The following is a 23,335-nucleotide window of genomic DNA, read 5'->3' as shown; positions in this document are numbered from 1 at the left end:
CAGCATTGCATCGAAATCAGTTGGTGATGCGGTCCCGAGCCCGACCACTGCGATCAGCGGCCAGGATATTGTCCAGCCAGCGCGGATCCATCTGCGGGACGGCGGACAACAGCGCTTTCGTGTAGGGATGATCCGTCGCCTCCATGACGCCTCTCCTGGGTCCCTGTTGCACGATCTTCCCCCGCTGCATCACCACAACCTCATCGGCTATCGCGTTCACCGTGGCGATGTCGTGCGTGATGAAGATATAGGACTTGCCGAGCTCCTTCTGCAGCCGAAGCAACAGTTTGAGGATCTGCTCCTGGACGAGCTGGTCGAGCGCTGATGTGATCTCGTCGCAGATGAACACATCCGGATCGGCCGCGATCGCCCGGGCGATGGAGACGCGCTGCTTCTGCCCGCCCGACAGCTCCGAAGGGAAACTGGTGAGGCATCTTTGCGGCAACTCGACCGTTTCCAGCAACTGGGTCACCCGGCGCGCGCATTGCTGCCCCTTCTGGCCGGTATGCAGTGTGACCAGGCGGCCGACGATGTCCATGACGGTTTGGCGCGGATTGAGGGCGTTGTCGGCCGATTGGTAGATCATCTGGATGCGCCGCAGCTGGTCGACGTCGCGATTGCGGAAGGAGAGAGCGAGCTTCTGGCCGTTCAGCTCGACCGACCCGCCCGCAGCCGGCAGCAGCCCTGCTATGACACGGGCAAGAGTCGACTTTCCCGATCCGGATTCGCCAACGATGGCCAGCGTACGGCCTTTGGGCAAAACCAGGCTGACGTCGTCAAGGACCTTGGCCTGCCCGTAGCGGGCCACGATATGCTCGACCCGGAGGATCGCGGATGTCGGTGGGACCGCTTCCTTTTCCAGAGAGCGCACGGCCCACAAGGAACGAGTGTATTCCTGCTGGGGCCTTTCCAGCATCAGTCCGGTTTGCTGCTCCTCGACCAGTTCACCATAGCGCAGGACCATGATGCGCTGCGCCATTTGCGCGACAACGGCCAGGTCGTGGGTAATGTAAAGCGCGGCCGTGTTGTGATCGCTGACAATTCGGCGAATGGAAGCCAGCACCTCGACCTGCGTGGTCACGTCGAGCGCTGTCGTCGGCTCGTCGAACACGATCAGATCGGGCTTGCACATCATTGCCATTGCGGTCATCGCGCGCTGCAATTGTCCGCCGGACAGCTGATGCGGGAAGCGATCACCAATCGTATTCGGATCAGGCAGTTGCATCTCGGCAAAGAGTGAGCAAGCCCGAGCCTCCGCCTCCTTGCGTGAGGTCACGCCGTCGCGCATTGCGCTTTCAACGGCTTGATCCATCAATGTGTGCGCGGGATTGAAGGAAGCCGAGGCGCTTTGCGCGACATAGGAGATCCGCGTGCCGCGCAGCTTGCGCCGATCATCCTCGCCCAAAGCCAGCATGTCACGTCCGCCGAAGAGAACCTCTCCCGAGGCTATGCGACATCCGGAGCGGGTGAAGCCGAGCGCGGCCAGCCCGAGCGTGGATTTGCCCGCCCCCGACTCCCCGATGATGCCGAGAACCTCCCCACGCCGCAGGGAGAGGCTGATGCCTTTGACGATCGGTTGCCAGACGCCGTCGGTGTCGGCCTCAACCCAAAGGTCCCGGATGTCCAGGATCGTATCGGAAGACCCTTGCGGCAATGACGGTTCAACTATCATTGCGCAGTCCGCTCGTGACATCCAGAAACCAGTCTATGACGAAATTGATGCTCACGGTCAGGATCGCGATCGACGCGGCCGGGAGCAGAGGGGTGACGTTGCCGTAGCTTATGAAGGTCGCGCTTTCGCGCACCATCGTTCCCCAATCCGCGGAAGGCGGCTGAATGCCAAGACCAAGGAAGGAAAGAGCCGAGATGGTCAGAAACACGAAGCAGAAGCGCAATCCGAATTCTGCCAGGAGCGTGGGAAGCACGTTGGGAAGGATTTCCTTGGTGACGATCCACCACGTGCTTTCCGCGCGCAGATAGGCCGCCTCGATATATTCCATCACCACGACGTTGCGGGCGAGCAAGCGGGACAAGCGGAAAATCTGAGTGGCGTTGAGCATGGCTATGATCAACACGATGCTGGTGATGGACGATCCGAACAAAGCCAGCAATATGAGCGCGAAGATCAGTTGCGGGATCGCCATCAGCGTATCGGCAACGACCGACAGGATGCTGTCGCACCACGGCGACGAGATGGCTGAGAAAATGCCAAGCCCAGCCCCCACGACAAAAGCGAGCGACGTCGTGATGAAGGCGATGCCGACGGAATTTCGCGCTCCGTAGATCAGCCGGCTCAGCACATCCCGGCCCATCTGATCGGTACCGAGCAGATGGATGATGCTCCATGGAGCGAAAGGTTCACTGGAAACCACGTCGGCCTCGCCGAAAGGCGCCAGCAGGGGCGCGAACACCGCCATTGCGATATAGATCGCAATCACGACCAGTCCGATACGGGCCGAAAGAGGCGCCGTCCGGAAGCCGTTGCGGAACGATAGGCGGGACCGGCGATACCGGATCGGCGACGAGTCGGCACCGCTCTGCCGGTTGGCTTGGAAGGTCATCGTGGATGGGCCAGTCTGGGGTTCGTGGCGATCGCGACTATGTCGGCCAGCAGATTCAAAAGGACATAGGCCGTGGCGAAGATCAGGGCACAGGCCTGCACGACCGGAATATCGCGCGAGCGCACGGCGTCCACCATCGCCTGGCCGATGCCCGGATAAACGAACACGACTTCCACCACGACCACGCCGACAATCAGATATGCCAGGTTGAACGCCACGACAGCCGCGATGGGCGCCCATGCATTGGGCAGCGCATGACGAAGAACGATGTCACGGGTAGCGACGCCCTTCAACTTCGCCATTTCCACATACGGTGCGGAAAGAAGGTTTATGATCGCGGCCCGGGTCATCCGCATCATGTGGGCGATAATTCCCAGACTGAGAGTGGCGATTGGCAAGGCCAGACGTAGCGCAATCTCGTATGCCGTCATGTTCGGCGTTATGCGCGCCAGCGAATAGAAGATCGGCAGCTTCACCGCGAAGAGAAGCATGAGCACATAGGCGACGAAAAACTCGGGAAACGATATTCCGATCAGCGTGATCGTGTTGAGCAGGTGATCCAGCCAGCTGTTGCGGCGGATCGCGGCGATCATGCCGAGCGCCAAGGCGATCGGGACACAGGCGATCGCGGTTATGGCCGCCAGGAAAAGCGTATTCTTCAGACGCGGTCCGACAATGCTGACGACCGTGCGCGGCGTTCCGGCGCCCGAGGAGAACGACATCCCCAGATCTCCGGTGAGGGCCTTCCCGATCCAGCTCACATAGCGTTCCGGCAGTGGGCGATCCAAGCCGAGCGATTTCTGGAAATTGGCCACCGTCTCCGGCGTCGCCGAGCGGCCCAAGGCGACCTTGGCAAAGTCACCGGGCAGAACCGCGATCGCCGCGAAAATAATCAGGGAGACGAGAAACAGAGTGAAGAACCCCGATCCGATCCTGATAAACGCCGTTCTTGCCAAAGGTGGTAGGTTCAGCCGTTGCAACAATCGAATCTTTCGAAAAGCGGCTGGCGACCAGGCGCCAGCCATCCGGTCAGGTGAGAAGCGTCGGCCTCCCGGTCACGCCAGCCACCAACGCTCCGCCATCCGGAAATTGTCGCATTGGAGCATATTGCCGATCTTGCCGTGGGTGATCTTCTTGGACAGCGCGTCCATGAAAAGCGCATATGCGATGACAAGAGCCCCACCGTCGTCGTGCAGGATCTGTTGCATCTCGCTATACATCGCCTGGCGCTTGGTCTTGTCCGACTCCGCCCTCGCCTGAACGAGGAGTTCGTCGAAGCGTCCGTTGCTCCAGGCTGTATCGTTCCAGGGCGCGCCGGTCGCGTAGGTTGTCGTGAACAGGGAATCCAGCGTCGGCTTGCCCAGCCAGTCGACACCCACGAAGGGCTTGTGCTGCCAGACATTATCCCAATAGCCATCGTCAGGCTCGCGGATGACATTGATATCGATCCCGGCCTTGGCGGCATGCTCCTTGAACAGCAGCGCGGCATCGATCGCGTTCGGGAAAGCGGTTTCGGCGACGGAAAGGTCCACCGACAATGTGGTCAGCCCCGCCTTCGCCAGATATTCCTTGGCCTTGGCGACATCGTATTCATGGATCGGCTCCGGATTGACCGCGAACACGATCTGAGGAGCGGCCGGATTGTCGTTCGCGACCTTGGCATTGCCAAGGAAGGCCTTGTTGATGACGTCGTTGCGATCAATGGCGTGCTTCAACGCCTGACGCACGTCCGGATTGTCGAATGGCGCGGTCTTGGTGTTCATGCTGAAGCTGAAGTGCCGAAGGCCGCTCACCTTTGTGATCTCGATATCCGTATTCTGCTCGAGCATCTTGAGCGTCTTTATGTCGACATCGACCATGTAGTCGATCTCGCCGGTCAGCAAGGCATTGGTGCGAGCCGCCACGTCGATGATGTTGACGAATTCGATCGCGTCAAAGTAAGGCTGACCGGGCTTGTGATAGGCAGGATTACGCTTCATGCGGACCGAAATGCCCGGCTGGTTGTCGTCGATCATGTACGGGCCGGTCGCGACGCCCTTCTCCCACGCGACTCCGCCTTCGGGCTTTGCGGGCAAGATCACCAGATGGACGTCGGCCGTTAGGTAGGGAAAGTCCGCGTTTCCGCCGCTCAACGTGAACACGACCTTCCGGTCGCCATCGGCCTTGATGTCCACGATTGAATCGACAAGCGCCTTCACCGCCGACGACGAAGACGGCCCCATGTGATGGCGGTAGGACTGGATGACATCATTGGGGGTGACCGGCGTGCCGTCGTGGAATTTCAGGCCAGGCCTGAGCGTGTAGGTCCAGACCTTGAGATTGTCCGAAGGGGCAAAGCTCTCCGCGAGGTCAGGTACGGCGGCGCCCTCCACATCCAGTTCCGTCAACGCATTGCAAAGCGTGCCGCCGAAAATCACTTGCGTATAGGAGTTCTGCCACGTCGCCGGATCGTAGGAATCGGTCTGCGTTCCGTCGTTGATGGCGAACTTCACCGAGCCGCCCTGCTTCGGCTCGGCGCGAGCCATGGAAGTCTGACCCACGAGCGACGCGCTCAAGGCCAGCATGCCAACGGCGCCCATGAACTGGCGACGGGTCGCCATGATTCCGGCGAGGCTCGGATCCTGCTTGTCCTGCATGTTCTTTCCCCTTTGTTTTTAGTTCTTTCAACGCCGCGCCTGCTCGATCGAGAACAGGCCGCGCCTCCTTCATTAGGCCGGCAATATCGATTCCGAAATCTGATTGGTCAATAAAAATATGATCGATCAATCAAAAAATTGTCCCGAAAATGCCATTGACGACAATCACATAAAGTTCATAGCATTGCTGATGAGCCTAAAAAAAACCGAGATATCGAACCATAGCGCCCAGCGCCGCAAGCAGCTGCTGGAGGCGGCGTGCGCGGTGATAGCCAGGCGCGGCCTGTCCGGGATCACGGTGAACGACATCGCCAGCGAAGCCGGATGCAGCTATGGCGTCATCGCCTTTCACTTCAAGACGAAGGAGCGCCTGCTGCTTGCGGCCCTCAACCTCGTGGCCAGCAATTATGAGGCGGTCTGGTCCGAGGCGATGGCGGCCGCCCCAAGCTCTCCCGCCGAGCGACTGCGCATTCTACTTGAGGTCGATTTCGATCCGAGGATAGCCAGGGCAGCCGACCTCGCGGTCTGGATGGCCTTCTGGGACGAAGCCCCGCGCGTCACGGCCTACAAGAGGCGTTGCAGCGAACTGAAACGCCGGTCCCTGCAGTCGATAACCGATCTGGTCCGCGAGCTTGCCACGCTTCGGTCGCTCGACATCGATGTCGATGCGGTATCCCAGGGTCTCTATGCCATCACTGACGGCTGCTGGATATTCGGGCACGTCACCGGCCAGAATGGCCCGCAAGACCGCAAACGCTACAGGCAGATCTGCCTGACCTTCCTGTCGGCATTCTTCCCAGACGATTTCAGCCCGGCACCATCCGTTTCGCCCCGCTGACACGACGGCATGCCCGCGGACACCAAGACAACAAGCCAAGACAAGAGACAACACATGTATTCAGAGACCGGATCCCAGTGGAACGTCGCGGAACTCGAAGATGCGGCCCACCGCCATCTCATCAGCCCGGCCGAGGAGCTGGCCAAGCTCGGCACCTCCGGCGGCCGCACCCTGTTCACGTCGGCAGATGGCATCTACATCACCGACAGTCGCGGCCGCAGGATGATCGACGGCCCCGCCGGGATGTGGTGCACGCAGGTCGGCTACAACTGCAAGCCCATCGCCGATGCGATCGCCGCGCAGGCGCTGCGCATCTGCTACAACTCGCCCTGGTATTCGCTGAACGGCCCATCGGCGGGGCTGGCAAGGCGTATCGCCGAATTCGCCCCGGGCGATCTCAACCATGTGTTCTTTACCACCGGCGGCTCATCGGCGGTGGATTCGGCGCTTCGCTTCATGCAGTTCTTCAACAACGTGCTGGGGCGTCCCAGCAAGAAGACGATCATCTGCCGCATCGACGGCTACCACGGAAGCACGCATCTTACCGCGGCCTGTTCGGGGCGGGCTGGCAACCGTCCCAATTTCGACCTGGAGATGGATAACGTCACCTTCATCTCGGCGCCAAACCGCTATCGTCATCCGCAGGGCGGCGACGAAGCCGCTTTCCTCGAATTCCTCGTGGCCGAGTTCGAAGAGCGGATCGAGAGCCTGGGGCCGCAGAATATCGGCGCCTTCCTGGCGGAGCCGGTTCTGGCCTCGGGCGGCGTCATCGTGCCGCCCAAGGGATATCATCGCCGCTTCCTCGAGATCTGCCGCAAGCACGACATCCTCTACATCTCCGACGAGGTCGTCACCGGCTTCGGCCGCTGCGGCGAATGGTTCGCGTCCGAACCCGCCTTCGATATCGTCCCCGACATCATTACCTTCGCCAAGGGGGTAACCTCCGGCTACGTGCCGCTTGGCGGCTTCGTCATCTCGGACGCGGTCCTGGGACGTATATCCGGCGAGAACGCGAAGGGGAGCGCTTACACCAACGGTTACACCTATAGCGGCCATCCAGTGAGTTGCGCGGCGGCGCTTGCCAACATCGAGGTGATCGAGCAAGGCGGGCTACTCGCGCATGTCCGCGAAGTCGCGCCCTATTTCCAGGAGCAGTTGCGCAAGCTCGGCGAGATTCCTCTTGTCGGCGACGTACGCGGCATCGGTCTGCTGGGTTGCGTGGAATGCGCCACCGATCCGCATTCGCAGGCGGCGACCGACTTCGACAAGGCCGTGGCGGCACGCATCGACCGCCTATGCTACGAGAACGGTCTGATCGTTCGGCCTATCGGCAGCATGTGCGTGCTTTCGCCGGCGCTGATCATCAAGAAGGAAGAGATCGACACCATGATCTCGATCCTGCGCGACAGCATCGAAAAAGTGCAGGCGGAGATCCGCGCGGAAGGCAGGTTCTGAACCACGCCTTTTTCCACTCTTCCGCTCCAGCGCAAGTGCAAGCCATGGACCCGGCAATGCCCCAACCAGATTCGTCGTCCGCCTCGACGGCACGCAGCAAGGATCCCCTGCTGCAGCCGCTGACCATCAAAAAGCTGGTGCTGCGCAATCGCGTCATGAGCACCAGTCACGCCTCTTTCATGGAGGAAGGCGGATTCCCGCTGGAGCGCTACCAGCGCTATCACGAGGAAAAGGCCAGGGGTGGGCTGGCCCTGACGATGTTCGGCGGTTCCTCGATGGTGGATGTGGATTCGAACTGGGGCGGCGGCCAGATCAACATCGCCACCGACGAGATCATCCCGCACCTGCAGCAGTTCTCGCGGCGCATCCATGCACAGGGGGCGGCCCTGATGTGCCAGATATCGCATCTGGGTCGCCGCGCCGACGCCACGACCAGCAATTGGCTGCCAGCGATCGCCCCTTCCCGATCGAGGGAGACACAGCATCGCGCGTTTTCCCGAGAGATGGACGAACATGACATAGCGCGCGTGGTCAAGGCCTATGGCGATGCGGCCGCGCGCTGCGTCGAAGGCGGTCTGGACGGTGTCGAGACACTGACCGGTGGCCACCTGATCGGCCAGTTCTTTTCTCCACGTACCAATTTCCGCACCGATCGCTTTGGCGGCTCGGTGGAGAACCGCGTTCGCTTCGGCCTGATGGTGCACGAAGAAATCCGCAAGCGAGTCCGGGACGAAACCGTCGTCAGCATGCGCTTCGTCATCGACGAGGCGAGCGAGGATGGCTTGAATTTCGAGGACTGCCTTGAAATCGCGCGGATTTTCGAGCGCGAAGGGCTTATCGACGTATTCAACTGCATATTCGGCAGGATGGATACCGTCATCGCGCTGGCCGAGCAGAACATGCCGGGCATGTCGCAGCCTCTGTCACCCTTCCTCTCACGGGTCGGGATGTTCCGGCAGCATACCAAGCTTCCGGTCTTCCATGCCGCCCGCATTACAGATCTCGCCACGGCGCGCCACGCCATACGCGACGGGCTTCTCGACATGGTCGCCATGACACGCGCCCACATGGCCGATCCGCAGATCGTCAACAAGCTGATGCGCGGCGAGGAGGAACGCATTCGCCCGTGCGTCGGCGCGTCCTACTGCATGCACAAGAAGGTGAATTGCATCCACAATCCGGCTTCTGGTCGCGAGACGATCCTGCCGCAGATTATCGAGCCAGCCAGCCACATCCGCAAGGTGGTGGTCATCGGCGGCGGTCCCGCCGGCCTCGAGGCCGCACGTGTGTGCGCCGAGCGCGGCCATCGCGTGGTGCTCTTCGAGGCATCGAGCAGGCCCGGCGGGCAGGTTCTCCTCGCCTGCCGCGCGACCTGGCGCAAGGATCTGATCGGCATCATCGACTGGCGGGTGTCCGAACTGGAGCGTCTCGGCGTGGACGTTCGCTGCGACGTCTACGCCGGTGACGCCGATGTGCTGGCCGAGGAGCCGGACAGCGTCATCGTTGCCACCGGCGGCTTGCCGGACCTCGACTGGCTGCCGGGCGCGCAACATTGCGAGACCATCTGGGATGTCCTGAGCGCCAGCACGCAGCAAGGCGGCGACGTGCTGCTCTATGACGGGACAGGCAGGCATGAAGGCATATCGACCGCGCTGCACCTGGCCGAGCAGGGAGCATCCGTCCATCTCGTCACCATAGACGACAGCCTCGGGCAGGAGATCGAATATTCCTCTCGCGCTGTCTACCGCAAGCAATTCCGCCAGCGCGGCATAAAGGTGACCGTTGACCACCATCTGGTCAGGGTCGAACGCAACGGCTCCAACCAGCTGAACGCCGTGTTCAGGCATGAACTGACCGGACAGGAACTCGAAATTTCGGCTCCCCGCATCATTGTCGAGCGTGGCACCATGCCTCTCGACGAGGTCTTCAATTCGCTGCGCGATCTTTCCCGCAACAAGGGGGTGACGTCGCTGGCGGCGCTCCTTGACCCGACGGCTGTGCCACAGGAAGCCCGTGCCAGCGGAGGATTTGAGCTGCACCGCATTGGCGATGCCGTTGCCAGCAGGAACATCCACGCCTCCATATACGAGGCCTTCCGCCTTTCTCTCGCCCTATGAACCAGAGGGCCTCATTTCAGGTCGCCGTCATCGGCGGCGGCATCACCGGCGCCAGCGCCGCCAACCATCTGGCCGCCGCTGGTTTTAGCACCGTGCTGCTCGAACGCGGCGACTTTGCCTCCGGCACGTCGAGCCGCTCCAGCCGCCTGCAGCATTGCGGCTTGACCTATTTCTCTCCCGGCCGGTCGATCTGGAACTTCCTGCTCAAGCCCCGCATGGCCATCGAACATCTGGAACTGGCAAGGCGCGCCATGCGCGACCGATCGCGTTTCGTCCGGGCGACGCCGGAACGGGTGCGCCCCGTCCGCTTCTACACGCCGCTCTATCGCAACGACGGCATCCCAGCGTGGAAGGCCCGGCTGGGTTTCCGACTGTTGGAGCTGCTCGATCCCGGCGGCGTGCCGCTCGATTTCGAGGTGCTCGGTTCCGAGGAGGCGGCGTCCGAGCCTGCGCTTCGCCACCTGCGTGGCAGGCAGGATCTGGTCGGCGCGGTCAAGTTCACCGAATACCAGTTCGACTGGCCCGAGCGCATTTGCGTCGATACAGTCATGAATGCCCGCGATTGCGGCGCGCAGGTGCGCAACTATGCCGAAGTGACCGGCATCAGGCAGGCCACGGATGGCAGATGGCATCTTGCTGTTGCCGACAGGCGCGGCCGGGCCGAGGATGGCAATGTCTTGTCGACGATAGCCGCCGACTGCATCGTCAACGCGACCGGCGCCTGGGTGGATGAAACGGCTTCCCGGTGCGGCCTTTCGGTCCCTCACGTCAATCAGGGACTGAAGGGAACAAACATCGTCACGCGGCTGCCGGACGAATTCCGCGGTCTGGCGCTTGAGACGGTCCTGCCAGACGGCAATCCGTTCTATGTCATCCCATGGGGCGATCTGCATTATTTCGGACCGCGCGACGAGCCGTGCGACCCCACGCCCGATGGCTTTCGCGCGGACGAGTCGACCATACTTGCCCTGCTGCAGGATTTCAGGTCGATCTTTCCTTCCATCCCCATCGCGCGCGAAGATGTGCTCTATAGCTGGGCCGGGGTACGGCCGAGGACGGCGCGTCCGGGCCATCCGGATGGTTGCGAGGCGGTTCTGCTCCACGATCTGTCAAGGCCCGGCGGATCCGCCTACTATACTTATACTGGCGGCTTGCTGATGACACACAGGAATGCCGGCGCCAGCATCGCCGAAGCGGTGTCGAAACGAATCCGGCCTGAGTATCCCAGCCGTCCCGTTTCCTACGCTGCCCGGATCGCCAAGCCTTCCTCAACCGGTCATTCCACATCGAGCCACGCAGCAATTGACATCGAGCAGTTGCGGCTCGCTGCCCGCGAGGAACTGGTTTTCCATCTCGACGACCTGCTGTTTCGTCGTCTTGGCCTTGGATGGTCAGAGCGGCTCGGCCTGGATATCGCTCGGCAGGCGGCCGAGGCGATCGCCGATATCATGGGCTGGTCGCCCGCCGAGGTCGCGCAGGAAGTCGAGCGATACAACAATCTCGTTGCGCGGGAATTCGGGATGGCGAAGCCATGCATCTGATCGACGGCCCGACCGTGCATGAACTGCTCGATTACCGCGGCCTGGTCGACGCGTTGCGCCTCGCGCACCAGGCTCCGATGCCAGAGGTTCAAGAGGTCGTGCTCAGCGAGCCCGGAGGCGACAATGCGCGCAATCTGATCGTGTTGCCGGCCTGGCAGCGAGACAGGCTCCTGGGGGCAAAACTGGTCACGGTCTTTCCCGAGAACCCGTCGCGCATCGAACCGTTGCCGGCCAATCAGGGAATTTACGCAGCCTTCGATGCACAAACCGGAACACCGGTAATGGTGGCGGACGGCACCGCCCTGACGTTGAGGAAGACGGCCGCCGATTCCGCCCTTGGCGCGGATCTTCTGGCGAGGGCGGATGCTCGCAATTTACTGATGATCGGCGCTGGTGCCCTAGCGCCTCACGTCATCAGTGCGATGCTCGCTGTCCGCCCATCCATCAGCATCGTCCGCATCTGGAACAGGACGCCAGCGCGGGCGATAGAGATCGCCGATGCAATGGCCCGGGAAGGACTTCCCGTGGAAGTGGCGGAGCGGCTTGACGACGCTCTTTGCGAGGCCGACATCGTTTCAAGCGCGACGATGGCGCAGTCCCCGTTGATCCACGGGCATCTGCTTCGCCCCGGTTGCCATGTCAGCCTGATTGGCGGCTGGAACCCCCAGATGCGGGAAGCAGATGATCGGACGATCGAGCGTGCGAGGCTGTTCACCGACAGCCGTTCTCAATGCAGCTCGTGCGGCGACTTCCTGCAGCCGGTGGAGAGCGGTGTCATGCTATGGGACGATATCGAAGCCGACCTTTTTGAATTGTGTGGTGGCTCCGACCCGCGCCGTATTCTGCCGGAAGACATAACGCTCTACAAGAACTGCGGCGGTGGCCACCTTGACCTGTTTGTCGCTCAGGAATTGATGCGGAAAATTCAGCAACGCACAAGCCAGTCTAACCGCTAACCGTGTGGATCGAGGGCGGCGCTGATCGAGCCTCGTGGAGAGTCCTGAACTGAAAGTCAGGGACTGCGTCCAGAAACGGAGAGCTTTTGATCAGCCCCGGCCAATGGCGGAAAATCGGATTTGGCCAGCACCCCAGCTGTCTCGGCAAAGCTGACAAATGCCTGTCGCGCCTGTTCGGTTGGCATCTGCCCGGCGATCGCGGCGTTGCAGCCTCTCACCGCGCAGCTGTATATCGGTCCCCGACGGGCCTTCGGCCATTGATTCAGGAATACGAGCGCCTCCCGCACCGTGTTGATGTCGTGTACCACATTACTGGTCTTAACCTGCACGGGAGCAAGGAAAGCCAGACTGGTCATTTGTTACCTCCTGTGAATTGCAAAGGGTTGATTCCAGCATCCCATGATGCGGCTCTTTCGTCTGTGACTGCCGGACGTCATTTGACGTTCCTCGCCATCCGCGAGGACCGGGGCCCATCGAGCCCCGGCCTCCTTCGCGACCGTCATTTGTTGCCGTTGATTGCAATGCGCCTGGCGTTTGCCTGCGCCTTTTTGGTCTTCGGCAGTGTCACGGTGAGCACACCGTTCTTGAACGTCGCCGCCACCTTGTCCTCTTCAACCTCACGGCCGAGACTGAAGCGCCGCTCAAAACGCCCGTAGTGGCGTTCGCTGAACTGGCGGTCCTTGTCCTCGCTCTCCGCCTTCTTCTCGCCGCGAAGCGTCAGAACACCGTCATCCAGCATGACCTCGACGTCGTTTTCATCGAGGCCGGGGATTTCGGCCGTCACCCGGATTTCCTGGTCGGTTTCCGAGAACTCCACGCTTGGCCAGGTGCCGTTGAGAGGGGCCACGCGGCCCAGCAACGAAGGCGTGTCAAAACCGCGGAACACCTCGTCGAACAGACGGTTGACATTGCGATGCAACGACAGGAACGGATCCATGTCGTCACCGCGATAGATGCTCGGTGCCTGGCTGCCGCCACGGCTCCAGGGAATCAAGTCACGTACGCTCATTTTTCCTTCTCCTTTTCGTGTTTTTGGGCCGCGCCCAGAACCCCACCCACGACAGGACGGGGTGTCTGCCGCGGGCCGACCGCCGAAGATCAGGCCGCCGCGCTTTCAATGCGCTTGGTCGCCGCCTTCTTGTCGGTCTCGACGTTGATCGCGATGCGGCGCGGCTTCATTTCCTCGGGAATTTCTTTCTTGAGGTCGACAATCAGCAGACCGTTTTCGAGCTTTGCCCCGACAATGGTCACATGATCGGCCAGCTCGAAGCGGCGCGCGAACGGCCTCAACGCCAGGCCATGATGGAGGTATTGAACCTCGTCGTTCTCTGTCTTGACGCCCTCGATAACCAGCATATTTGGCTGATGCGTGATCGTAAGCTGGTCTTCACCGAAACCGGCGACCGCGAGGACTATGCGATAGGTGTCTTCGCCGAGCTTGGCGATATCGTAAGGCGGCCAGTTGTCCGCGTTCTGTGACGGGCTGGCGTTTTCGAGCAGGTTGAAGACGCGGTCAAAGCCGATGCTCGACCGATAGAAGGGGGAAAAGTCCAGGTTCGTTCTCATAACTACATCCTCCTTGGAGCAACATAGATACGAGGGAACGCCAAGAAGCGTGGCGCTCCCTGACACATCGGCCCCTTTCGCGGCGACCGACAGTGATGAGTTGGGAATCGATTTCGGCTGCGTCAAGTGCGCCAAGGCATTTTCGCGACCGCCTTCGAATGGCTGGTGGCAAGCGCTCCATTGAGAGAGGCTTGGGCTTGGGCCGTTGCTGATGAGGCGCTGATGAGCCAGGGATGGCCATTGCCGGGAACACGGATAGCAGCGCTAATCGACCTGATCGAGCCCGACGAAGACGACCTGACAGATCACGCCCAGGCGCATTCAGGCGCGGACAATTGATCCGGGATGCCCTCATTCCTGCAAGACTGCGAGGACGACGACTGGCCGATAGTGTGGCCGCCCAGGAGTAACCAGGGCGGCCTGCACGAGCCTGTCAGTTCATTTGCAAGCGGCCAGTTCCTTCAATGCCTTTTCGGCATTGGCCTTGCTCGCATAGGTCTTGTTGCCAGCATCGGTCAGTTTCGTACCGTCCGGTTTTTTGGTCACCACCTCACACTTCTTGGTCGTGGCATCCTTGGCCACCCAGTACTCCGTGGCCGCAAATGCAGGGATGCTGAAAATGGCGACAAGTGCACTGGCGATTGCGATTTTGCGGATCATGCTAACCTCCATACAATGTCAGCCCCGAAAAGGGGCGCATTGCCTTTGATCGCCAACGATTTTGGCGCCATTTTGACATCAGGCCCCCTGTGACGCGTCGATCGATGCGGCGGCGGTACGATTGCCGCCGCAAGCGAAATCAACCGTCAATTTCTGCAGAATGGTCCGGACCGCTGATCTTGGGTCCTGTCATCCACGGCGGCGCCACGGGAACATCCTCGATGACACCGACCCTGCGTGCCCAGGTCGTAAATGTCTTGTGCGCCGCATCGACCGACTTTCGACCATCATATGCGGAGTAGCAAGCGTCACTCGCCGCTGCGTGAAGCAGCCCGCGCCTTTCGATCGGCCATTCCTCAAGAAACTCTATCGCATCCATGACACAATCGATCCTTCGGAGAGCGAAGCCATCATCTCGTACGAAGATCGCCTGCTTGAACATTCCATCTTCCATGGTGACCTCCTTGAACCCGTGTGGCACCTGATCCTGCCTCACCCCTGTGTGGCGAGGATGTCAGTTCCGGCAAATCGACGAGCTTGAGTGAATGCCATGGCAAACGGGACGGATTCCGACTCGACATCCACCAAGCCGCGCTCGACACAGAAAAAGATTGGAGAAGCCTCTCTTCGGTTCAAGGGGTGTTGGCAACCGGCCAGCAAGAACCTTCTTCAATCGGGTGCCATGGCGACTAAAGGGCCGTCCCGCTTAGCCAAGTCGCATCGGTTTCAGTACTATTGAAAGGTCAAAATGCCGTCCAGGGCCTGCCATTCGGAAGGCCGGATCAGGCGGTGATGGGCGACGCGCACGGAATGGAGCGCGCCTTCCAGTTCCCGCTCCCAGTAATCCAGAAACCCTTTGAGGGTCGGGAATTCCGGTGCGAGATCGTATTCCTGCCAAACATAGAGCTGCAACAGGCTTGGATGATCGGGGAGATGGTAGTGGATCTCCGCGGTTGTGAGACCGTAGCCCTCCATCTGCAGCCGGAATTCCCTGCTGACCATGTTTCTCTCCTTCTTAGCTGCTTCTTAGCTGCGTTCAGCCATCAAGGCTTTGCGGGCGTCCTTGATCCCGCCATTCCTTGAAGTCACTGGCAACTTCAGCGCGAATGTCGTCCAGTCGGCGAAGTGCATCCATGACGGCGTCGAACGTCACCGGTCTCGAAGCACCCGGTGGTTTTCGCAGCGCAGGCACGGAGTCGACTGCGCAGGCATCCGACGCCCATGAGGCAAGAATGGCGCGCTTTTCCTGAGTGTCGAGCGTGCGGTCGCCCACCACCTCATCGGGATGACTGAAGTGGCGCGCCGGAAACAGCAGGCGGTCAAGCGAAGGATCAGAAGTTTCAGGGGCGATCGAGGGGATATTTTTCGACAAGGTTTGTTCCATCGACAGTCTCCGCTTCCTAACATCTCCTTGGCATCGTTGTGGGCCGTACCCCCTTCGGGACTCCAGCCGCCAAAAAATTTCGTGGAGTTCGGGGCGAATTTCAAGACCTGAAAATCTCGCGCCTTGGCGAAAATAGCTGCATGAATTCATGTCCCTAGCACTCGTGAATGCAGAGTGCCAAAATTTTTCCAGCGACCTCTTGAAACTCGAAAATACCAAAACTAGCTCGATATGCGCGCGATGCCTGAGAAAGGGTCGCGGCGCCCCGCACCGGCCGATATTGCCGGTCCGGTGTGGAGGAACCTCAAAAATCTGTTTGTCCCGAAGGAGAACGATATGACGTTCCGTCCATTGCATGACCGTATCCTGGTCCGCCGCATCGAAGCCGATGAGAAGACGGCCGGCGGCATCATCATCCCCGACACCGCCAAGGAGAAGCCGCAGGAGGGCGAGGTGATTGCCGTCGGCCCAGGCGCCCGCGACGACAGCGGCAAGCTCACGCCTCTCGGCGTCGCCATCGGCGACCGCATCCTGTTCGGCAAATGGTCCGGCACGGAGATCAAGCTCAATGGCGAGGATCTGCTCATCATGAAGGAAAGCGACGTGATGGGCGTGATCGAGCAAAGCGCCCAAGTGAGGAAGGCCGCGTGACGGCTTCCCCAAAATCCAAACAGTCAACGAATGCTGCCCAGACAAAGGAGTGATCCAATGGCTGCCAAGGAAGTGAAATTCCATGCCGACGCCCGCGAGCGCATGCTGCGCGGCGTCAACATCCTCGCCGACGCGGTGAAGGTGACCCTCGGCCCCAAGGGCCGCAACGTCGTCATCGACAAGTCGTTCGGCGCCCCGCGCATCACCAAGGACGGCGTCACCGTCGCCAAGGAAATCGAGCTTGAGGACAAGTTCGAGAACATGGGCGCGCAGATGGTCCGTGAGGTCGCCTCGAAGACCAACGACATCGCCGGCGACGGCACCACGACCGCAACGGTGCTGGCCCAGGCCATCGTCAAGGAAGGTGCGAAGGCCGTCGCCTCGGGGATGAACCCGATGGACCTGAAGCGCGGTATCGACAAGGCGGTCGACGCCGTCGTCGGCGAGCTCAAGGCCAATGCCCGTAAGGTGACGAAGAACGACGAGATCGCCCAGGTCGGCACCATATCGGCCAATGGCGACGCCGAGATCGGCCGCTTCCTCGCCGAAGCGATGGAGAAGGTCGGCAATGAGGGCGTCATCACGGTTGAGGAAGCCAAGACCGCCGAGACCGAACTCGAAGTTGTCGAAGGCATGCAGTTCGATCGCGGCTATCTCTCGCCTTACTTCATCACCAATCAGGACAAGATGCGCGTCGAGCTTGAAGATCCCTATGTGCTGATCCACGAAAAGAAGCTGTCAAATCTGCAGGCGCTGCTTCCGGTGCTGGAGGCCGTCGTTCAGTCGTCCAAGCCGCTGCTGATCATCGCCGAGGATGTCGAGGGCGAGGCTCTGGCCACGCTCGTCGTCAACAAGCTGCGCGGTGGCCTTAAGGTCGCCGCCGTCAAGGCGCCGGGTTTCGGCGACCGCCGCAAGGCCATGCTGGAGGATATTGCCATCCTCACCGGCGGCACCGCGATCTCGGAAGATCTCGGCATCAAGCTTGAGAATGTCACGCTCAACATGCTGGGCCGTGCCAAGAAGGTGGTGATCGAGAAGGAGAACACCACCATCGTCGACGGCGCCGGTTCGAAAAGCGAGATCCAGGGCCGCGTCAGCCAGATCAAGGCACAAATCGAGGAGACTACCTCCGACTACGACAAGGAAAAGCTGCAGGAGCGGCTGGCCAAGCTCGCCGGCGGTGTCGCCGTCATTCGTGTCGGGGGCTCGACCGAGGTCGAGGTCAAGGAGCGCAAGGACCGCGTCGACGATGCCATGCATGCGACGCGCGCCGCGGTCGAGGAAGGCGTATTGCCAGGCGGTGGCGTGGCGCTTCTGCGGGCGGCCAGGGCACTGGACAGCGTGCAGCCCGAGAATGAGGACCAGAAGCACGGTATCGAGATCGTGCGCCGCGCGATCGAGGCGCCCGTGCGCCAGATCGCCGAGAACGCCGGCGCGGAAGGCTCGATCATCGTCGGCAAGCTGCGCGAGAAGCCGGAATTCGGCTGGGGCTGGAACGCACAGACCAACGCGTTCGGCGACCTCTACAACGAGGGGGTCATCGATCCGGTGAAGGTAGTGCGGACCGCGCTCCAGGACGCGGCATCGGTTGCCGGCCTGCTGGTGACAACGGAAGCGATGGTTGCCGAGAAACCAAGGAAGGAACCCGCCGTTCCGGCAATGCCGGCTGGTGGCATGGATTTCTGACGCTAACGGCAGTGTCCGCGCCCGGTGGGCGCGGACACCCTGACAAAAGGTAGAGCCATGAACGTGATGAACTTTAACGTAATCCCCCCGCCGTCGCGTGCGGCCACCGATCTGAACTACGAAGCAGACCTCAAGGTTGCGCTTGACCCGATACTGGTCGAGTTGCTCGACAGAGCGGAGGCCGCGGGTTGGGATCGGCGCAAGGCAGCATACACGGTGATGTTTCTGGCCGCGCGGAATCTTACCGACAGCAAGGGCCCGCCTGGAAACGGGAGTTCGGCAAGCTGAGGCGCGGCGCACGCGATCCATCGCGCACGCGCCGAGGGAAAGGGCTTCCGATCGATTGAGCTAACCACGTGAAAACGGAGGAAAACATGGAACATGATCGATTTCAGCATCCCGTAAGGGTGCTCGTGGGTCTTGGGTTTCCGACCGACATTCAAAGCGTAAAAGACGCCTTCGTCCTGCTGGATGAATGGCCGCCCTCGAAGCGAGGCCCTGCTCATGGCGTCGCGCTCAATGCCTGTCGGGCAGCCCTCGCCGGTGAGGTGGATGCCGAGACCGCTCGCGGCACTTTTGTCGCCTTCGCCCGCCGCATGGATTTGCTTGTACAGGCCGAAGGCGACATCGTCGCGGCCAAGGCAGTTGGCGCTTTCGGGGCTGCTTCGAAAGGCCCCTACAACAAGTCGATGTAATCGGTCCGCGGGGGCGGAGAAAGCCATGAGGGATATTCGATTTCCCGAACCAGTGAGACTGCGCGTGAGACCCTCGAGGGAACGGGTGGTTGCCAGCAGTTGGGAGGCACTTGAGTGCCTCCATGACCAGTGGCCAGAATGGGCGAGAGGACCAAGCTATCGAGCTGCCTGCCGCACTTGCCGCGACTCCTTGGACGGATGGCGGGCTCCGCAACAAGCAAGAAGGGCATTTTTGAAAGCGGCCCGTCGTGCAGGTCTGGTCCGGGCCCCATAGCGAGCTCTGTGCCGAGGCAAGTCTTTACCTTGCAGACGACGCGATCTGAACGATCGCATGCCTCCGTCGGACCGGCAAAGGAGCGTCTAGATCGGGGGCCGACAGCGGTCGATCCTGTTGCAACCAGCTGCTGCGGTAAGAGCCGACCTCATCATTGGCGAGTGGGCCAGTATCAGATCTTCAAGAATCGATAGGCGAAGCGATCGGTCTGGCCTTTGATGGAGGGATCGAACACCTTGGTCGAGTGCGGATCGTCCTTGTTCGCGAGCATGGTGCTTTGCGCGTCCAGCACGAAGCCGGCCGCCTCCACCTCCTCGAGGACGGACGCAGGGTCGATCCGATGCAGCGCCTGAGTGTCGCTCGTGCCCGCCCCTGCGGTGGCGGCGTGGTCTACGATGACGTAGGACCCACCGGGCTTCAGCCGCTCGTGGACGGCTCGATTGAAGTCGGCCGCGGTCGCGCCCCTGGCCTGGATCAGCGCGGTGTAGAGATCGTGGTAGAACAGGTGCAGCCACAGGACATCCGCTGGCTGCGTGACCTCCGGCATCGCCACGAGGTCAGCCGAGACGGCTTCGACGTTCTCTCGGCCCGGCTCCTTCGCAAGCGTCCGCATGCGGCCGACCGGATCGTTCTTGAAGTGAGCGACCTCAGCCGGGACGAAGCTGTAGACTCGCCCCTTGGGTCCGACGATGTCGGAGAAGAGGCGCGTCCAGTCTCCGTCGCCTGGGTACACGTCAATCACGGTGGAGCCCGCATCGATGCGTGCGAAGCGGATCAATTCGGATAGCTTGGACTGGTCGTACATAGGAATCTCCCTTACGGCTTGGCATTCGACGAGCGGGCGGCGTGCGAGGCGACAATCCAAGAGAGCCCAGTCTCCTTGCGGTCTGGGTGGTCTTCTCGATGCTCATGGGAATTTCTCCATCGCGCTCGATTCGATCCGTGTATCCCGACGCTGCCGGTTGGCATGTCGTGTTCATCCGTCGAACTTGACCAAGTCCTTGAAGATCAGATGCCCCCAGCTATTTCCGCGCGCCTGGACCAGCAGCCCACCTTCCGACAGCCCGCCAAGTTTGATTGGCGAGAAAGCGAGCTTTTCCGCGAGCACACCAATCTCCGCTGCGGCAGCGTCATCGTCGCTCGCCAGGAACACGACTCTTTTGCCACCATGCGCGGCCGGATCCTGGTCAAGGACGGCAGCGACCAGATGGTTGAAGCCCTTGACCAGTTTTGCGCCTGAGAATGCCTGTGCAACGAACTTGGAAGAAGGCTGTCCCCCCAGTTTTTCAGGAGGCACGCCGTAGGCATTGGTCACATCGACGATGGTCTTTCCCTGCCAGGTGGCGAGCGCCTTGGCGACATCCGGGTGCGCTTCGAAACGGACCGCCAAAAAGATGATGTCCGCCTTGACCGCTTCCGCCAGTGTTTTGGGAATGATCGTGGGTCCGATCGCGGCCGCATCGGCTGCAAAGCTTTTCGGGTCGCGCGTGGTTGCCACGAACACTTCGATGCCTTTGCGGGCAAACGCCTTGGCCAGGGCCTTGCCGATATTGCCGAAGCCGATAATTGCGTAGCTCATAATGCTTCTCCGATCCTGTGTTAACGCCGGGTCAGACCTGTGCCCAGCCACCATCGACGGCGAGATCTATACCGGTGATGTAGGAGCTTTGATCGGAGGCGAGGAACGTGAGCGCAGCCGCGATTTCCTCTGGCTTGCCCCTGCGACCCATTGGGATTTGTGCAGCAAACTGGGCGACCGCCTCCTCGGCTTGCTCAGCGGTAAGGCCGGTCGTTGTCGCCAAGGCGGGAGTCTCGATCGCGCCAGGGCTCATAGTATTGACGCGGATGTTTCGGTCCTTCAACTCCATGGTCCAGGACCGCGAGAAGCTGCGAACAGCCGCCTTGCTTGCTGCGTAGGCGCTGAACGCTGGTAGCCCCATCACATTCGAGACCGAAGAGTTCAGAATGATCGATCCGCCGTCTTTGAAGAGGGGAAGGGCCTTCTGCACCGTAAAGAACAACCCCTTCACGTTCACATCGAAGGTCTGGTCAAAATGAGCCTCAGTGGCTGCCGCGAGCGGCGCGATTGTCCCTGCGCCCGCGTTCGCGAAGAGAATGTCGATGTGACCATGTTTCTCTTTCACAGTGGCGTAGAGCCGGTCCAGATCTTCCAAGCGCGAAACATCGCCCACGACCGTGGTCACGTTTCTCCCGATAAGGGCTGCGGCCTCTTGTAAGACTTTCTCGCGTCGCCCAAAGATCACGATCTGGGCACCTTCTTCCACGAAACGCTTGGCCGTCGCCAAGCCAATCCCGCTGCTTCCGCCTGTGATGACAGCAACCTTGCCTTCGAGTTTTTTCATGATCTTTCACCTTTGGTTGTATGTTTTTGGGTTTCGTAAAGTTTGAGAAGCGTGGCCCCGCATGGGGGTCAGAGTTGCGCCAGACCGCCGTCGACGGCGACCTCGCTGGCGGTCATGAAGCTGCTGTCCGACGATGCGAGAAAGGCGGCCACGGCCCCGATCTCCGCCGGATCGGCCATGCGCTGGAGCGGAGTCATCGCGCCATAGGCCTTCTGGCCTTCCTCGCCCAACGCCTCCTTCGCGAGTTCGGTCGCCGTCGCTCCGGGCGACAGCACGTTTACCCGGATGCCGGTGCCCTTCAGGTCTTCCGCCCAGGTCCGTGCGAGGTTGCGCACTGCCGCCTTGCTCGCGCTGTAGGCGGTGAATCCCGGAGCGCCCGTTGTGCCGGCGCTCGATCCGGTCAGGATGATTGAGCCGCCTTGCCCCATCAGCGGCAACGCCTTCTGGACCGTGAAGATCGTGCCCTTCACATTGGTGTCGAAGGTTTCATCAATGTGCTGGGCGGTAATCTTGCCGAGGGGAAACGGGCTTCCCGCCCCGGCATTGGCGAAGACGATGTCAAGCGTTCCGCGCTCGGCCTTCACCGCCGCGTAGAGCCGGTCAAGGTCGGCCTCATTCGAGACCGAGCCTTTCACTGGGCGGGCATTGTGTCCGAGCTCCGCCACGGCGGCGTCGAGCGCTTCCTGCCGGCGGCCGAAGATGAAGACGAAGGCGCCCTCCTCGATGAAGCGCTTTGCCGCGGCGCGGCCGATGCCGGTCGCGCCGCCGGTGATGACGGCGGTCTTGCCATTCAGTCTGTTCATGTCATGCATCCTTCGTTTCGCCGTCTCGTGTCTTGGCTGTACGGAAAGTCCCGCGAGAGCCCCAAGATGGGTTCGCCGAAGTCGGGCGGTGAGTGCGCAATCGCGCACATCGGTGGTGCGAAAACGATCCGGCTAAATGATTGAACGCCGCGACGACCGCGCGAACTATGGCTGATCGTGTTAGAATGGCCTTTGCAAACCGCACTGCCTGGCGCAGGAATGCACCATGATCGACTGGGATGATGTTCGCTACTTTCTTGCCGCCGCGCGTGGAGGCTCGGTGCGGGCTGCCGCCGCGCACCTCGGTGTCAACCATGCGACGGTTCTGCGACGCATCGCCCAGTTCGAGGAACGCCTCGGGGCGCGGATGTTCGAAAAGCTGCCTTCGGGCTACCGCCTGACGGCTGCGGGCGAGGAGGTCCTCGAGCTTGCGAACCAGATGGAAGCGTCGTCGCACCAACTGGAGACGCGGGTCTTCGGGCGCGACCAGAGCGTGCGCGGGCTTCTGCGGGTGACGCTGGCACCGACCCTCGCGACACACCTGCTCATGCCGGACCTCGCCGATTTCGCGCGTCTGCATCCGGACATAGAGATGGAAATCCTGTCTTCCGGCGAGCTGGCAAATCTGACCAATCGAGAGGCCGACGTGGCGATCCGCGTCGTCTACGACCGCAAAACCCTGCCGCTCAATCTTCACGGCCTGAAGGGACCGGAGCTGTTCGGCGGCGTCTACATGTCCCGGGATCTACTGGCCGCGTGGCGTGCGGGCGCGCCTGATCCCATCCGGTGGATCGTCATAAGCATTCATGGAATCCCGGATTGGGCCAGCGAGGGTGAGGTTCGCACCACGGGGGCTCCATTCAGGACCACGGACGGCGAGGCGCAGATCGTCGCTGTACGGCAGGGGCTTGGGATCACGACACTGCCGTGCTTCGTCGGAGATGCCAACCCTCTGCTGGTGAGAGTGCCAGGCACCGACCTGCACATGTACGGAACGCTCTGGCTTCTCACACAGGGGGAGACGCGCAAGACGAAGCGCGTGCGGCTCTTCACGGAGTTCGTATCCCGCAGGCTCGCCGCATACGCGCCGCTTCTCGCGGGGCTATCCATATCGCGTGACTGATGCCCGGCAGGTCGCCGACGACGCAT

26 protein-coding genes are annotated in these 23,335 nt (G+C 61.3%); 11 read left to right on the top strand and 15 right to left on the bottom strand.

Annotated features, from left to right (window positions below):
- Positions 1-16: 16 nt before the first annotated feature.
- The 4 genes from AC07SZ_RS34360 to AC07SZ_RS34345 all read right to left on the bottom strand — a co-directional run bounded on the left by AC07SZ_RS34360 (position 17) and on the right by AC07SZ_RS34345 (position 5,197).
- Positions 17-1,654 (bottom strand): ABC transporter ATP-binding protein, encoded by a 1,638-nt coding sequence (locus AC07SZ_RS34360; protein ID WP_494917748.1) that lies wholly within the window; start codon positions 1,652-1,654, stop codon positions 17-19.
- A gap of 7 nt (positions 1,655-1,661) precedes the next feature.
- Complete coding sequence (locus AC07SZ_RS34355) at positions 1,662-2,561, bottom strand: ABC transporter permease (protein ID WP_494917747.1); 900 nt, start codon at positions 2,559-2,561, stop codon at positions 1,662-1,664.
- Complete coding sequence (locus AC07SZ_RS34350) at positions 2,558-3,541, bottom strand: ABC transporter permease (RefSeq protein WP_494917746.1); 984 nt, start codon at positions 3,539-3,541, stop codon at positions 2,558-2,560. Before AC07SZ_RS34350 ends, AC07SZ_RS34355 begins: the two co-directional genes overlap by 4 nt.
- A 75-nt stretch (positions 3,542-3,616) precedes the next feature.
- Positions 3,617-5,197: an ABC transporter substrate-binding protein gene (locus tag AC07SZ_RS34345; RefSeq protein WP_056570721.1), complete on the bottom strand. Its 1,581-nt coding sequence runs from the start codon at positions 5,195-5,197 to the stop codon at positions 3,617-3,619.
- Positions 5,198-5,387: 190 nt separating this feature from the next.
- On the opposite strand from AC07SZ_RS34345, the gene AC07SZ_RS34340 reads away from it, so the two are divergent.
- Genes AC07SZ_RS34340 through AC07SZ_RS34320 form a run of 5 tightly spaced genes read left to right on the top strand, consistent with a single transcriptional unit; the run spans position 5,388 to position 12,104 of the window.
- A complete protein-coding gene (locus tag AC07SZ_RS34340; protein WP_162258916.1) occupies positions 5,388-6,035 on the top strand; it encodes a TetR family transcriptional regulator C-terminal domain-containing protein in 648 nt (215 codons plus the stop codon).
- Positions 6,036-6,089: 54 nt separating this feature from the next.
- Complete coding sequence (locus AC07SZ_RS34335; protein ID WP_494917745.1) at positions 6,090-7,490, top strand: aminotransferase; 1,401 nt, start codon at positions 6,090-6,092, stop codon at positions 7,488-7,490.
- Between the two features lie 56 nt (positions 7,491-7,546).
- On the top strand, positions 7,547-9,607 hold the full coding sequence (locus AC07SZ_RS34330) for an NADH:flavin oxidoreductase (RefSeq protein WP_056572020.1): 2,061 nt from the start codon (positions 7,547-7,549) through the stop codon (positions 9,605-9,607).
- Positions 9,604-11,148 carry an FAD-dependent oxidoreductase gene (locus tag AC07SZ_RS34325; protein WP_056570715.1) on the top strand — a complete coding sequence of 515 codons (1,545 nt, stop codon included), beginning with the start codon at positions 9,604-9,606 and terminating at the stop codon, positions 11,146-11,148. Before AC07SZ_RS34330 ends, AC07SZ_RS34325 begins: the two co-directional genes overlap by 4 nt.
- Complete coding sequence (locus tag AC07SZ_RS34320) at positions 11,139-12,104, top strand: ornithine cyclodeaminase family protein (RefSeq protein WP_056570713.1); 966 nt, start codon at positions 11,139-11,141, stop codon at positions 12,102-12,104. The genes AC07SZ_RS34325 and AC07SZ_RS34320 overlap by 10 nt, the downstream gene beginning before the upstream one ends.
- A gap of 56 nt (positions 12,105-12,160) precedes the next feature.
- Here AC07SZ_RS34320 and AC07SZ_RS34315 read toward each other — a convergent pair whose 3' ends face one another.
- From AC07SZ_RS34315 to AC07SZ_RS34285, 7 genes are all read right to left on the bottom strand, one after another.
- The gene (locus tag AC07SZ_RS34315; protein ID WP_056570711.1) at positions 12,161-12,460 is read right to left on the bottom strand and encodes a DUF982 domain-containing protein; all 300 of its coding nucleotides are present in this window, start codon (positions 12,458-12,460) and stop codon (positions 12,161-12,163) included.
- A 143-nt stretch (positions 12,461-12,603) separates the two neighbouring features.
- Positions 12,604-13,113, bottom strand: coding sequence for an Hsp20/alpha crystallin family protein (locus AC07SZ_RS34310; protein ID WP_056570709.1), 510 nt, complete (start codon positions 13,111-13,113; stop codon positions 12,604-12,606).
- Between the two features lie 89 nt (positions 13,114-13,202).
- Positions 13,203-13,670: an Hsp20 family protein gene (locus tag AC07SZ_RS34305; protein ID WP_056570707.1), complete on the bottom strand. Its 468-nt coding sequence runs from the start codon at positions 13,668-13,670 to the stop codon at positions 13,203-13,205.
- Positions 13,671-14,108: 438 nt separating this feature from the next.
- On the bottom strand, positions 14,109-14,330 hold the full coding sequence (locus AC07SZ_RS34300) for a hypothetical protein (RefSeq protein WP_056570703.1): 222 nt from the start codon (positions 14,328-14,330) through the stop codon (positions 14,109-14,111).
- A gap of 139 nt (positions 14,331-14,469) precedes the next feature.
- Positions 14,470-14,784: a DUF982 domain-containing protein gene (locus AC07SZ_RS34295; RefSeq protein ID WP_172372569.1), complete on the bottom strand. Its 315-nt coding sequence runs from the start codon at positions 14,782-14,784 to the stop codon at positions 14,470-14,472.
- Between the two features lie 278 nt (positions 14,785-15,062).
- Positions 15,063-15,332, bottom strand: coding sequence for an usg protein (locus AC07SZ_RS34290; protein ID WP_172372567.1), 270 nt, complete (start codon positions 15,330-15,332; stop codon positions 15,063-15,065).
- 34 nt (positions 15,333-15,366) lie between these two features.
- Positions 15,367-15,714 carry a hypothetical protein gene (locus AC07SZ_RS34285; RefSeq protein ID WP_172372565.1) on the bottom strand — a complete coding sequence of 116 codons (348 nt, stop codon included), beginning with the start codon at positions 15,712-15,714 and terminating at the stop codon, positions 15,367-15,369.
- 336 nt (positions 15,715-16,050) lie between these two features.
- Between AC07SZ_RS34285 and AC07SZ_RS34280 the strand changes: the two genes are divergently transcribed.
- From AC07SZ_RS34280 to AC07SZ_RS34260, 5 genes are all read left to right on the top strand, one after another.
- Positions 16,051-16,365, top strand: a complete 315-nt coding sequence (locus AC07SZ_RS34280) for a co-chaperone GroES (RefSeq protein ID WP_056572016.1) — start codon at positions 16,051-16,053, stop codon at positions 16,363-16,365.
- 57 nt (positions 16,366-16,422) lie between these two features.
- A complete protein-coding gene (gene groL, locus AC07SZ_RS34275; RefSeq protein ID WP_172372563.1) occupies positions 16,423-18,051 on the top strand; it encodes a chaperonin GroEL in 1,629 nt (542 codons plus the stop codon).
- 57 nt (positions 18,052-18,108) lie between these two features.
- Complete coding sequence (locus AC07SZ_RS34270; RefSeq protein ID WP_056572014.1) at positions 18,109-18,339, top strand: hypothetical protein; 231 nt, start codon at positions 18,109-18,111, stop codon at positions 18,337-18,339.
- An 86-nt stretch (positions 18,340-18,425) separates the two neighbouring features.
- Positions 18,426-18,746 (top strand): DUF982 domain-containing protein, encoded by a 321-nt coding sequence (locus AC07SZ_RS34265; protein WP_056572012.1) that lies wholly within the window; start codon positions 18,426-18,428, stop codon positions 18,744-18,746.
- Positions 18,747-18,771: 25 nt separating this feature from the next.
- On the top strand, positions 18,772-19,020 hold the full coding sequence (locus tag AC07SZ_RS34260) for a DUF982 domain-containing protein (protein WP_172372561.1): 249 nt from the start codon (positions 18,772-18,774) through the stop codon (positions 19,018-19,020).
- A 172-nt stretch (positions 19,021-19,192) separates the two neighbouring features.
- Here the strand turns inward: AC07SZ_RS34260 and AC07SZ_RS34255 are convergent, their stop codons facing one another.
- From AC07SZ_RS34255 to AC07SZ_RS34240, 4 genes are all read right to left on the bottom strand, one after another.
- Complete coding sequence (locus tag AC07SZ_RS34255; protein ID WP_172372559.1) at positions 19,193-19,825, bottom strand: class I SAM-dependent methyltransferase; 633 nt, start codon at positions 19,823-19,825, stop codon at positions 19,193-19,195.
- Positions 19,826-19,996: 171 nt separating this feature from the next.
- Positions 19,997-20,599 carry an NADPH-dependent F420 reductase gene (locus AC07SZ_RS34250; protein WP_494917766.1) on the bottom strand — a complete coding sequence of 201 codons (603 nt, stop codon included), beginning with the start codon at positions 20,597-20,599 and terminating at the stop codon, positions 19,997-19,999.
- A 31-nt stretch (positions 20,600-20,630) separates the two neighbouring features.
- Entirely contained in the window at positions 20,631-21,383 is a 753-nt protein-coding gene (locus AC07SZ_RS34245; protein WP_056570691.1) for an SDR family NAD(P)-dependent oxidoreductase, read from the bottom strand.
- 68 nt (positions 21,384-21,451) lie between these two features.
- Positions 21,452-22,186: an SDR family NAD(P)-dependent oxidoreductase gene (locus AC07SZ_RS34240; RefSeq protein ID WP_056572010.1), complete on the bottom strand. Its 735-nt coding sequence runs from the start codon at positions 22,184-22,186 to the stop codon at positions 21,452-21,454.
- Between the two features lie 226 nt (positions 22,187-22,412).
- On the opposite strand from AC07SZ_RS34240, the gene AC07SZ_RS34235 reads away from it, so the two are divergent.
- Positions 22,413-23,309, top strand: coding sequence for a LysR family transcriptional regulator (locus AC07SZ_RS34235; protein ID WP_056570689.1), 897 nt, complete (start codon positions 22,413-22,415; stop codon positions 23,307-23,309).
- Positions 23,310-23,335 lie beyond the last annotated feature (26 nt).

The sequence above is a fragment of the Mesorhizobium sp. GW821-FHT07A06 genome (assembly GCF_059419085.1).
This window is presented reverse-complemented; position numbering and strand designations above follow the sequence as displayed.

What these genes read in the sequence shown, in the direction of transcription:
- AC07SZ_RS34355 (WP_494917747.1), bottom strand. Translation starts at nt 2,561, where the DNA reads ATGACCTTCCAAGCCAACCGGCAGAGCGGTGCCGACTCGTCGCCGATC.
- AC07SZ_RS34345 (WP_056570721.1), bottom strand. Translation starts at nt 5,197, where the DNA reads ATGCAGGACAAGCAGGATCCGAGCCTCGCCGGAATCATGGCGACCCGT.
- AC07SZ_RS34340 (WP_162258916.1), top strand. Translation starts at nt 5,388, where the DNA reads ATGAGCCTAAAAAAAACCGAGATATCGAACCATAGCGCCCAGCGCCGC.
- AC07SZ_RS34335 (WP_494917745.1), top strand. Translation starts at nt 6,090, where the DNA reads ATGTATTCAGAGACCGGATCCCAGTGGAACGTCGCGGAACTCGAAGAT.
- AC07SZ_RS34330 (WP_056572020.1), top strand. Translation starts at nt 7,547, where the DNA reads ATGCCCCAACCAGATTCGTCGTCCGCCTCGACGGCACGCAGCAAGGAT.
- AC07SZ_RS34325 (WP_056570715.1), top strand. Translation starts at nt 9,604, where the DNA reads ATGAACCAGAGGGCCTCATTTCAGGTCGCCGTCATCGGCGGCGGCATC.
- AC07SZ_RS34320 (WP_056570713.1), top strand. Translation starts at nt 11,139, where the DNA reads ATGCATCTGATCGACGGCCCGACCGTGCATGAACTGCTCGATTACCGC.
- AC07SZ_RS34315 (WP_056570711.1), bottom strand. Translation starts at nt 12,460, where the DNA reads ATGACCAGTCTGGCTTTCCTTGCTCCCGTGCAGGTTAAGACCAGTAAT.
- AC07SZ_RS34310 (WP_056570709.1), bottom strand. Translation starts at nt 13,113, where the DNA reads ATGAGCGTACGTGACTTGATTCCCTGGAGCCGTGGCGGCAGCCAGGCA.
- AC07SZ_RS34305 (WP_056570707.1), bottom strand. Translation starts at nt 13,670, where the DNA reads ATGAGAACGAACCTGGACTTTTCCCCCTTCTATCGGTCGAGCATCGGC.
- AC07SZ_RS34300 (WP_056570703.1), bottom strand. Translation starts at nt 14,330, where the DNA reads ATGATCCGCAAAATCGCAATCGCCAGTGCACTTGTCGCCATTTTCAGC.
- AC07SZ_RS34295 (WP_172372569.1), bottom strand. Translation starts at nt 14,784, where the DNA reads ATGGAAGATGGAATGTTCAAGCAGGCGATCTTCGTACGAGATGATGGC.
- AC07SZ_RS34290 (WP_172372567.1), bottom strand. Translation starts at nt 15,332, where the DNA reads ATGGTCAGCAGGGAATTCCGGCTGCAGATGGAGGGCTACGGTCTCACA.
- AC07SZ_RS34285 (WP_172372565.1), bottom strand. Translation starts at nt 15,714, where the DNA reads ATGGAACAAACCTTGTCGAAAAATATCCCCTCGATCGCCCCTGAAACT.
- AC07SZ_RS34280 (WP_056572016.1), top strand. Translation starts at nt 16,051, where the DNA reads ATGACGTTCCGTCCATTGCATGACCGTATCCTGGTCCGCCGCATCGAA.
- groL (WP_172372563.1), top strand. Translation starts at nt 16,423, where the DNA reads ATGGCTGCCAAGGAAGTGAAATTCCATGCCGACGCCCGCGAGCGCATG.
- AC07SZ_RS34270 (WP_056572014.1), top strand. Translation starts at nt 18,109, where the DNA reads ATGAACGTGATGAACTTTAACGTAATCCCCCCGCCGTCGCGTGCGGCC.
- AC07SZ_RS34265 (WP_056572012.1), top strand. Translation starts at nt 18,426, where the DNA reads ATGGAACATGATCGATTTCAGCATCCCGTAAGGGTGCTCGTGGGTCTT.
- AC07SZ_RS34260 (WP_172372561.1), top strand. Translation starts at nt 18,772, where the DNA reads ATGAGGGATATTCGATTTCCCGAACCAGTGAGACTGCGCGTGAGACCC.
- AC07SZ_RS34255 (WP_172372559.1), bottom strand. Translation starts at nt 19,825, where the DNA reads ATGTACGACCAGTCCAAGCTATCCGAATTGATCCGCTTCGCACGCATC.
- AC07SZ_RS34250 (WP_494917766.1), bottom strand. Translation starts at nt 20,599, where the DNA reads ATGAGCTACGCAATTATCGGCTTCGGCAATATCGGCAAGGCCCTGGCC.
- AC07SZ_RS34245 (WP_056570691.1), bottom strand. Translation starts at nt 21,383, where the DNA reads ATGAAAAAACTCGAAGGCAAGGTTGCTGTCATCACAGGCGGAAGCAGC.
- AC07SZ_RS34240 (WP_056572010.1), bottom strand. Translation starts at nt 22,186, where the DNA reads ATGAACAGACTGAATGGCAAGACCGCCGTCATCACCGGCGGCGCGACC.
- AC07SZ_RS34235 (WP_056570689.1), top strand. Translation starts at nt 22,413, where the DNA reads ATGATCGACTGGGATGATGTTCGCTACTTTCTTGCCGCCGCGCGTGGA.